The organism is Pseudomonas sp. G5(2012), assembly GCF_000408945.1.
GTDB lineage: Bacteria > Pseudomonadota > Gammaproteobacteria > Pseudomonadales > Pseudomonadaceae > Aquipseudomonas > Aquipseudomonas umsongensis.
This window is the reverse complement of record NZ_APIO01000129.1, coordinates 1-8,802: the sequence shown is the minus strand read 5'-3', so window position 1 is coordinate 8,802 and position 8,802 is coordinate 1. Positions and strand designations below refer to the sequence as shown.

Here is an 8,802-nt window from a genome sequence, read left to right as displayed (position 1 = left end):
CAGCAAGCCGGCTCCTACAGCGCATATCCAGGTTGCAAGGGGTTGGACATGCAAAGCACCGGGGTCAGGTCTCGGACAATTGCGCCGACCAGTGCTTCATCTCCTCGGCAATAAAATGTTTAACCAGATCGCTATACATTTTTTCGATTGCGTCCGGGCTCAGGCCCTCGGCCTCGGCCCATTCTCGACGTGTTGCCAGCATGGTAGTGAAGCGCTCCTGAGCACGCACCGAGGCCGCAGAGGTCTTGAATTTCGAAGCCGCAAGCACGTACTGGAATCGCCTGCCTAACAACTTGATAACGGCCTGGTCGAGGGCATCGATCTCACGTCTGATGTCCTCCATTCCTTTGCATTGCGCGGGTTGCAACTGGGTGAAAACTTCCATGTAGGTAACTCCGTTATTTTTCAGTCCATCGTCGAAGCGCCGCCGAAGCATGCTTCTCATTTAATCTCACATTAGCACTCGTTGCATGATCCCAATTTCATTGGGTTCGAGGCAATTGCATGGCACCGGCTCTCTTGATTGCCTTCAACTTTGTGCCCATTGTTGTCCCGAGCGGCGTACCGACGAAAGACCGTACGCCGTGGGGTGCCAAGTTTACAGTGTTATCGTTAACGACCATCGCGAGCATGCTCGCTCCTACATGCTAATGCCCGATCCTCCCAATTCTTTCGGTACATCCTTGAACTTCGGCAATCCATCTTCAATACGCAACACCGACTCCTGATAATGCACATGAACCCCTGGCATGTACTCAAGATCCGGGATGAGCGCAGCATACACATCGATGAGTCCCATCCCCGGGTGCTCGGTGAAGAGATGTCCGCCGCACGTCTTGCACCACTTGCGGTAACTCTGTGGTGTCTTGTTGTAGGTGCCGATGTTGTCGGCGCCCCGAGTCACTTGCACCGCCTCCGGTTTCCACAGGGTGAAGGCATTGACCGGCCCCGCCGACCAGTGCCGGCACGACTCGCAATGGCAATAGCCCATCGCGGCCGGCTCACCGCTGACGGTGAACTCGACCGCACCGCAAAAACAACTGCCTTTGTAAGACTGTTCAATGTTCATGGCATGACTCCTTGATCAATGGTCAGGCGATAGCTCGCACAAACGTTACCTGTCTTCACCCGTCGATGTAGCGCACCGCTGTCGCCGGCGTGCGTCGCACCTGCAGGTCGAAAATGTCCGGGCGTGCATAGTGCCCGGTGACGTCGAGCGCCCGCCGTGCCGGGGCCACGAGTGAGACGTCGATGTCCGCATACAGAATGCCTGCCTCTCGGTGCAATGGGCCGGCCACGATCCGGCCTTGGGGATTGACCACCACCGAGTCGCCGTCGTTGATCCATTCGTCTGGATCGGCAAACAGTTGCGCACGGGACGGGAAGTCGTCAGGGACGTCGCTGCCGCGCAGCGCGGTGCCACTGCCAAGCACCCAGCAGCGGCCTTCGAGGGCAATGTGACGCATCGTACTGATCCAGCCCTCGCCAGTGTCGTAAGTGGGCGCGACATAGATTTCCACCCCTTGGGCATACAGCGCGTAGCGCGCCAGCGGCATGTAGTTTTCCCAGCAGATGAGCGCCCCCACGCGGCCAACCGGTGTATCCACCGCGCGCAACCCGGACGCATCACCAAAGCCATGCACCATGCGCTCGGGATTGGTGGGCATCAGTTTGCGGTGTCGGTTGAGCACGGCGCCGTTCACGCCGATAACGACTACGCTGTTATAGAGCGTGCCCCCTCCATTGCGCCGGTCGCATTCATTGATGCCGCACACGATCGTCACCGCGTGAACCCTGGCGGCCTCGCACAATTGGCACAGGTCACCGTTCACAATATCAACGGCATTGGCCAGCAACCGCGTATGCAACTGGCCGATGACAGCGCCGTCCTTTCCCGCCGCCAGCCGCCAGATCCACGACGGGTAACCTGGAATGAACGATTCGGGCAGAACAATCAGCGAAGCTCCCGCCGTCGCGGCCTCAGAGACCGATTGCACGGCCCGGGCGATCGTCGCGCTGCGATCGAGCAGCACGGGCGGGCGCTGAATAATGGCGATCTTGGTCATGATGTTCTCCTGGGGCGGTTGGCTGTCGGAGACTTGAGCGTGCGCGTGGCGAAGTCGCGGGGCTAGTTCAATATCTGAAGCGTTGCAGCGATGGGAGTGCAGGCAATGAACGAAAGCTATGGTCAGTTCTGCACGGTCGCGCGCGGTGCCGAGGCACTGTGCGAGCGCTGGACACCCTTGGTCGTGCGCGAACTGTTGTGCGGCAGCAAACGCTTCAATGAACTGCACCGCGGCGTCCCCCGGATGTCCACCGGCTTGCTGGCACAGCGGCTGCGCCATCTGGAAGAAATCGGCGTGGTGCATCGCACCGCGGTTGGCAAAGTCTGGGAGTACAGCCTGACCGAGGCGGGCGAGGAATTGCGCCCCATCATCATGGCGCTGGGGCATTGGGGCGCGCGCTGGATCGGCAGTCGCCTGCGCGATGATCAACTCGACGCGGGCCTGCTCATGTGGGACGTGCGCCGGTTCGTGCGTCTCGAGACGTTTCCGTCCCGACCGGTGGTCATCCAGTTCAAATTTCGCGACGCGCGGTCCGGCGAGCAAGCGTGGTGGCTGGTGGTCGAGGAGGGTGTGGCAGACCTGTGCCGCGACGACCCCGGGCGTGAATTGACGCTCGTTGTGGATTCAAGCGTGCGTGCCTTGACTGAGGTATGGGCGGGCGACCGCACACCGCGGGAGGTGCTTGAGTCGCGAGAGCTGCGTGTGGATGGCGCAGCGCAGGATGCGCAAAACCTGTGGCGCTGGTTGGGTACGAGCGCGTTTGCCGGGACCCGGAGCGCGGCGCGTTAGCCGTTCAAGCAAAACGAGCGGCTACAGCCCACTGAACATCCCGATAATCACGGCATTGACCAGGTCAATGAAGAATCCGCACACCAGCGGCACGATCAGAAAGGCCTGGTGAGCCGCACCGTACTTCTGGGTCACGGTCGTCATATTGACGATGGCTGTCGCGGTGGAACCCAGCGCAATACCACCGAAGCCTGAAGCGATCACGCTGGCTTCGTAATTGCGGCCCATGAAGTGAAAGACCAGAAAATACGTATAGAGCACGGTCAACAGGATCTGCAGGGTCAATGCGCAAGCAATAAACAACAGCGCGCCGCTGAGCTGCCACAACTGCAAGCCCATCAGCGCCATGGTCAGGAACATACCCAGGCAGACATCGGAAATCAGCGACAGGCCCTGGCTGGCGCCGCTCCAGGATTTCAGGCGCTGCTCGCCGATCAGCCCCCGCACGAGGTGGTGAATGACGATACCGGCGAACAGACAACTGACGAACTTGGGCAGGGTGATCCCGCTATCGACCAGCAGCAGGTTGAGCCCATAACCGAGCATCAAGGTCAAATTGAGCCACATCCACGCCCAGAGCACGTCGTAGTAGTCCAATGGCTTGCTTTGCTGTTGTTCGAGGATGCCGACTTCCAGCGCCGCATCCCCGGATGGCGTCAGTTGATGGCGACGGATCAGGCGGTTGGCGATAGGGCCGCCGATCACACAAGCGGCAATCAGGCCGACAGTGTTGCTGGCGATCCCCAATTCGTGCGCGTTCTGGATGCCCAGCCTTTCGACGAACAGCGGTGCCCAGGCCAGGGTCGTGCCGACCCCTCCGGTGAGGGAAATCGAGCCCACCATCAGGCCAGCCTTGGGATCAAGCCCGAAAACCTCGGCCATGCCCATGCCCAGCGCGTTCTGCAGGAAAATGAACACCGCGGCGAGCACCAGCAGGATCAGCAGCGGTCGCCCACCCTTGATCAGCTGGCGCATGTCCGACCTCAAGCCGATACCGGCAAAGAAATAGAGCAGCATGGTGTCGCGTACTTGCAGATCGAACTCGACCTGGATGTTGAGACCGAAGTACAACAGACTCGTGACCGCCGCACACACAAAGCCGCCGACCACCGATTCTGGAATACAGTATTGACGCAGCAAGGTGCTGTGCTGGACCAGTGTCTTGCCCAGGAAGAGCAGCAGGATGGCCAGGGTGAAACTCACCAGGCCATGAACAGCAAAGAGTTGGGCGGTCATCTATAGCCTATTGAAAAACCTCAAAAAAATATTATCCAGTGTCGATCGCACGGTTTTGCGACCTGGATCAATGAAAGTACAGATCGCCGATGAATTCGGGTGTGGTCAAGGCCCGGATTCGCCGAAGTGAGTCAAGCACCTGATCCCGGAACACGCAATCGCCGGAACAGGGGAGCGTATATCCTCGAGACTGACCTGGAGCCTTGCATGAAAGTTGGCGTGATCTCCGATACCCATGGCCAGCTCCGCAACGAAGCACTCGCGGCGTTGCAGGGCTGTGAACGAATCATTCATGCCGGCGACATCGGAAAGCCGGAAGTACTCGAACAACTGGCGTTGATTGCGCCACTGCATGTCGTGCGCGGGAACAATGACCTGGCAGCTGCGTGGGCGGAACATCTCGCCGACCACCTGAGTTTCGAACTTGAGGGATGGCAGACGTTGCTGGTGCATGACATTGCCGATGCCCCGGCAGTGCTGGCGCCAGGCACGAGGCTGGTGATTACCGGGCATTCCCACAAGCCGTGCATTGAGTGGCGCGGTGAACGGCTGTACCTCAATCCAGGCAGTGCAGGGCCGCGACGGTTCAAGTTGCCGGTGACATTGGCGTTGCTTGACGTGCAAGAGGGGGCGATTGAGCCGCGTCTGGTTTCGTTGCTGGAGTGAACGTTTGCTTAGGGGCGGGTGTTGCATGTCTTTGAGAAAGGGGGCGACAAGCAAGGCTGAAGTGAGGGGGTAAAGGGGGCAATGGAATGCCCCATTCAAGAATCTTCTGCCTCGGGCGCCCGGAAGGCCTTGCTGTAGAAACCGGACTGGTCGAAACAGTAGACCTGCTTCTTGCCGGATGCAAGCATATCGCAGGCATCACCTATTCGTTTTGCGCGCGTCTTGAGTTGCTTGGCTGAAGTCATCCAGTGTATCCAGTCTACTCGTGCGAGGGTCGTCGTATTCTTCCAGACTTCATGAGCCTGAGGAGTGGCTGCCAGTGCCTCCTGAAAATCTGCGGGGATCTCAGGTTCGGGTTCCTTTTTCACGGGGGTTAGCTCGAGGGTAACCACATCCCCAACGGCCGCGCCTGCGGCTTCAAGTAATTCGCGACTGACCTGCAACCAATGGCTCAACTGACCATCCGGCTCCAGGGTTGCCTGGAAAAGGTGCCCATTGATCGCGCCTTCGACTGTCGTCCTTCCTCGCCTCGGAAGTTGTTCACTCACTTCTCTTGGCAGCACTACGAACGCCCACGACGTATCATTACCAGGCTTTGTCGGACGAAGAAGCTTTGCTTCGAATCGGGATTTCATCATCACACCCTCCTCACCGTAGAGTCTAAATTCGCACCTGAAGGCTTATATCAGCGGTTATTGCGCAAGATGAAGAAGTTCAACGCGCCGGCCAGGCAAAGCCACACTAGATATGGAAACAGGATCAAACCGGTGATCACATCAAGCCGCAAGGCCAGAACCACCATTACAGCGACCACAAGCCAAAGCAGCGCGAGGATCACCATGCTGGCGAGAATACGTTGAGCGCCGAAAAACACCGGCGTCCACAGCGTATTCAGTGCAATCTGCGCGGCCCACAAAGCCAGCACTACCTGACTATCAGGTATCTGGGTCAACCGATACCCAGCCCAGGCGAGCAACAGGTAAATAGTCGTCCAGGCGACTGGAAACAGCCAGTTGGGGGGCGTGAAACCGGGTTTGGCGAGAGATTCGTACCACTGGCCCGGTTGGAAAAAAACGCCTGTGCTGGCCGCAGCCCCGCAGGCCAGGAGAAAAATGTAAAAAGTCATCACTATTCCTTTGTGGAGTTCCGTGTCTTGAGTTGCGAAGGCATGTCCGCAGCATTAAGTAGAAGACGCTTGGAGAAGTGAAAAGTTTGGGTTTGTGGATGGCATTTTTCTGCTTACCGAAAGTGAGCCAATAATCACGATTTTTTCAGCATTACCGAGGTGTGCTTATGAACAACGCCAAAAAAGTGGTCATTGAGGACTGGGAGGGTGATGGCTGCATTCGTATCCCCGATGAGACATTGCAGGAGATGGGAGTCGACGTCGGAGACACCCTCTACCTGATCGAAGAGTATGTGGGTACGACTCGCTGTGTCGTGCTCAGTAAGACCCCACGAGTCGCTGATCGCACGGATGAGCTGGCCAGGTATTGGAGCGAAAACTAGGGTGCCTGGACTATCTGCTCCTCACAATGTCCTTCGCTTATGAGCAAACGAGTAAGGCGGTTTTGCAAAAAAATCTGAAAAACTGACGACCAACTGGTTACTTCTAATCGTAACTATAGGTATTTAATAAGTTTTTTTGAGTTCGTGCTTGACGCCCCAGCAGTAAAAAACGTTTAATTGCGCCGCGGCCCAGATAGCTCAGTCGGTAGAGCAGGGGATTGAAAATCCCCGTGTCGGCGGTTCGATTCCGTCTCTGGGCACCACCTTTCGCTTTCAGGTGGCTCCAACACCACCCGAAACACCCCAAGAAACCCGCCTTGTGCGGGTTTTTTGTTATCTGCGTTTTTTTATTTACTCCGCCGCCTGCGCCCGCAAGCGCCGCCCAATCACATCCATCAAGTCACAGCCATCACGCAACGGAATCGCCAGCAGCTTGGAAAAGTCCGACAATACCACCGTATCGCAACCAATCTCGGCGCGAAAGGCGATGTTCTCCAGTACCTGCGTCACCGTGCGAATGCGGTAATCCGCCATGGCTTGCAGAACGTCGAGTGGGGCTTGAGTGTCGATGAGTAGAGAGGCCGGGATCAGGTCGATTCCGGTGAGGGGCATGTATCTTTCCATAGGTGAAAACTCCGATCAGTGCAAAGGTGGACTGTCCCTCATTCGTCGCCAAACAAATGGGTGACAGCTGTACGCAGGTTGGCGAACCGGGATCGGAATCCGGCAGACCCGAAGGTCTCCCGCGCACAGCTGCCATAAAGACAGCTTTGCGAACGTGCAAAAGCACCTGCAAGAAAGCACAGAGCTTTTGCATCCGATCAGTCAGGTCGCCAAACCTGAGTCGCCATTTGGGCGACGGGGCGGACTATAAGCTTCATCGGATCGATGGGCAAGGTGAGGCATTCCGAGCTTTATGTAGGACCTGTGATGATGAAATCTCAGACCTTTCCCATCACTTCGCTGGAAATCCAAACACAGACCTGAGATGGTCATCGCCCGTTGGTTTCAGCCACCGAAGCTATCCTCAATCAACACGCCCGCCGTCGAGATGGACCTCTACCCAATGCAAACCCCAGCCCAACCGCAACGCGCCCTCTGGAAAACCTACTTGCTGTTCCTCGCCCCCATGGTGCTGTCCAATTTCCTCCAGTCCATGTCCGGCACCGTCAACAGCATCTACATCGGCCAGATGCTCGGCACCCAGGCGCTGGCAGCCGTGTCCGGCATGTTCCCCATCGTGTTCTTCTTCATCGCCCTGGTCATCGGCCTCGGTGCGGGGGCGGGTGTGTTGATCGGGCAAGCGTGGGGGGCACGGGAGACGCATTTGGTGAAGGCGATTGCCGGGTCGACGTTGTTGTTGGGGTTGTTGATCGGGTTGGTGGCAGCCGTGGTGGGTAGTGTGTTCGCACGGTCTTCCTTGGTGGGGTTGGGGACACCGGGGGATGTGCTGGACGATGCGGTGGCGTATGCCCATGTGATGTTGTGGTTCATGCCGACGCTGTTGGTGTTTGTGTTGTTCACGCAGTTGTTGCGCGGGGTGAGTGATACGTTGTCGCCGTTGTTGGCGCTGGTGGTGTCGACCTGTATCGGCCTGGCACTGACGCCGGCGTTGATTCGTGGGTGGTTGGGCTTGCCGCCGATGGGGATTCAGAGTGCGGCGTTTGCCGGCTTGGCGGGCAACCTGGCGGCGATGGGGTGGCTGGCGTGGCGCTTGATTTGCAAGGGCCATCCGTTGGCGCCGAACCGGGAATTTTTTGCGGCAATGAAGCTGGACATGGCGATTCTAGGCAAGGTGTTGCGCATCGGTTTGCCCACCGGGTTGCAGATGGTGGTGTTGTCGTTGTCAGAGCTGGTGATCCTGGCGCTGGTGAACCAGCACGGTTCCCAGGCAACGGCGGCGTACGGCGCGGTGACGCAGATCGTCAATTACGTGCAGTTCCCGGCGCTGTCGATTGCGATCACGGCGTCGATCCTCGGCGCGCAGGCGATCGGGGCAGGGCGCATCGAGCGGATCGGACCGATCCTGCGCACGGGGTTGATGATCAACGTGTGTTTGACTGGAGGTTTGGTGGTGTTGGGGTATTTGCTGTCGCACTGGTTGCTGGGCTCGTTCCTCACCGAGGACGCGACGCGCAGCATGGCCGAGCACTTGTTGCACATCATGCTCTGGAGCCTGTTGGTGTTCGGCTTCCAGGCGATCATCGGCGGCATCATGCGTGCCAGCGGCACGGTGATGGTGCCGGTGGCGATTTCGATTGTGTGCGTGGTGGGTGTGCAGTTGCCGGTGGCGTATCTGCTGGATGCGCGGTTTGGGTTGCAAGGGGTGTGGATGGCGTTTCCGGTGGCGTATCTGGGGATGCTGGCGTTGCAGACGCTGTACTACAAGCTGGTGTGGCAGCATCAGAAGATTGAGCGGCTGGTGTAGGGAGGCGCCAAGATCGCAGCCTTCGGCAGCTCCTTCATCAGCCTCTGCCAACGTTGATCCATGCCGCGTCGGAGCCTGTGGGAGATTGTTGTCTGAGTACATATCCAT

The 8,802-nt window shown here is 58.1% G+C and carries 11 protein-coding genes and 1 tRNA gene; 5 read left to right on the top strand and 7 right to left on the bottom strand.

Annotated elements, in window-relative coordinates:
- Positions 1-64: 64 nt before the first annotated feature.
- The 3 genes from PG5_RS29380 to PG5_RS29370 form a co-directional block, all read right to left on the bottom strand.
- Entirely contained in the window at positions 65-385 is a 321-nt protein-coding gene (locus PG5_RS29380; RefSeq protein WP_020800719.1) for an isochorismate lyase, read from the bottom strand.
- A gap of 255 nt (positions 386-640) precedes the next feature.
- Positions 641-1,069 carry a GFA family protein gene (locus PG5_RS29375; RefSeq protein WP_020800718.1) on the bottom strand — a complete coding sequence of 143 codons (429 nt, stop codon included), beginning with the start codon at positions 1,067-1,069 and terminating at the stop codon, positions 641-643.
- Positions 1,070-1,124: 55 nt separating this feature from the next.
- On the bottom strand, positions 1,125-2,066 hold the full coding sequence (locus tag PG5_RS29370; protein WP_020800717.1) for a carbon-nitrogen hydrolase family protein: 942 nt from the start codon (positions 2,064-2,066) through the stop codon (positions 1,125-1,127).
- Between the two features lie 105 nt (positions 2,067-2,171).
- Here PG5_RS29370 and PG5_RS29365 point away from each other — a divergent pair, with 105 nt between their 5' ends.
- Complete coding sequence (locus PG5_RS29365; RefSeq protein WP_020800716.1) at positions 2,172-2,855, top strand: helix-turn-helix domain-containing protein; 684 nt, start codon at positions 2,172-2,174, stop codon at positions 2,853-2,855.
- A gap of 21 nt (positions 2,856-2,876) precedes the next feature.
- On the opposite strand, the gene gltS is transcribed toward PG5_RS29365, so the two are convergent.
- Positions 2,877-4,091, bottom strand: a complete 1,215-nt coding sequence (gene gltS, locus PG5_RS29360; protein WP_020800715.1) for a sodium/glutamate symporter — start codon at positions 4,089-4,091, stop codon at positions 2,877-2,879.
- A 207-nt stretch (positions 4,092-4,298) separates the two neighbouring features.
- On the opposite strand from gltS, the gene PG5_RS29355 reads away from it, so the two are divergent.
- On the top strand, positions 4,299-4,757 hold the full coding sequence (locus PG5_RS29355; RefSeq protein WP_020800713.1) for a metallophosphoesterase family protein: 459 nt from the start codon (positions 4,299-4,301) through the stop codon (positions 4,755-4,757).
- A 95-nt stretch (positions 4,758-4,852) separates the two neighbouring features.
- Here PG5_RS29355 and PG5_RS29350 read toward each other — a convergent pair whose 3' ends face one another.
- Positions 4,853-5,395, bottom strand: a complete 543-nt coding sequence (locus PG5_RS29350; RefSeq protein WP_042955856.1) for a YdeI/OmpD-associated family protein — start codon at positions 5,393-5,395, stop codon at positions 4,853-4,855.
- Between the two features lie 47 nt (positions 5,396-5,442).
- Entirely contained in the window at positions 5,443-5,883 is a 441-nt protein-coding gene (locus PG5_RS29345; protein WP_020800711.1) for a TspO/MBR family protein, read from the bottom strand.
- Between the two features lie 167 nt (positions 5,884-6,050).
- Here PG5_RS29345 and PG5_RS29340 point away from each other — a divergent pair, with 167 nt between their 5' ends.
- Positions 6,051-6,266, top strand: coding sequence for a hypothetical protein (locus PG5_RS29340; protein ID WP_020800710.1), 216 nt, complete (start codon positions 6,051-6,053; stop codon positions 6,264-6,266).
- A gap of 187 nt (positions 6,267-6,453) precedes the next feature.
- A tRNA-Phe gene (locus PG5_RS29335) sits at positions 6,454-6,529 on the top strand.
- Positions 6,530-6,617: 88 nt separating this feature from the next.
- On the opposite strand, the gene PG5_RS29330 is transcribed toward PG5_RS29335, so the two are convergent.
- Positions 6,618-6,890: a hypothetical protein gene (locus PG5_RS29330; protein ID WP_008054930.1), complete on the bottom strand. Its 273-nt coding sequence runs from the start codon at positions 6,888-6,890 to the stop codon at positions 6,618-6,620.
- Between the two features lie 442 nt (positions 6,891-7,332).
- Here PG5_RS29330 and PG5_RS29325 point away from each other — a divergent pair, with 442 nt between their 5' ends.
- Complete coding sequence (locus tag PG5_RS29325) at positions 7,333-8,694, top strand: MATE family efflux transporter (RefSeq protein WP_020800708.1); 1,362 nt, start codon at positions 7,333-7,335, stop codon at positions 8,692-8,694.
- The last annotated feature ends 108 nt before the right edge of the window (positions 8,695-8,802 follow it).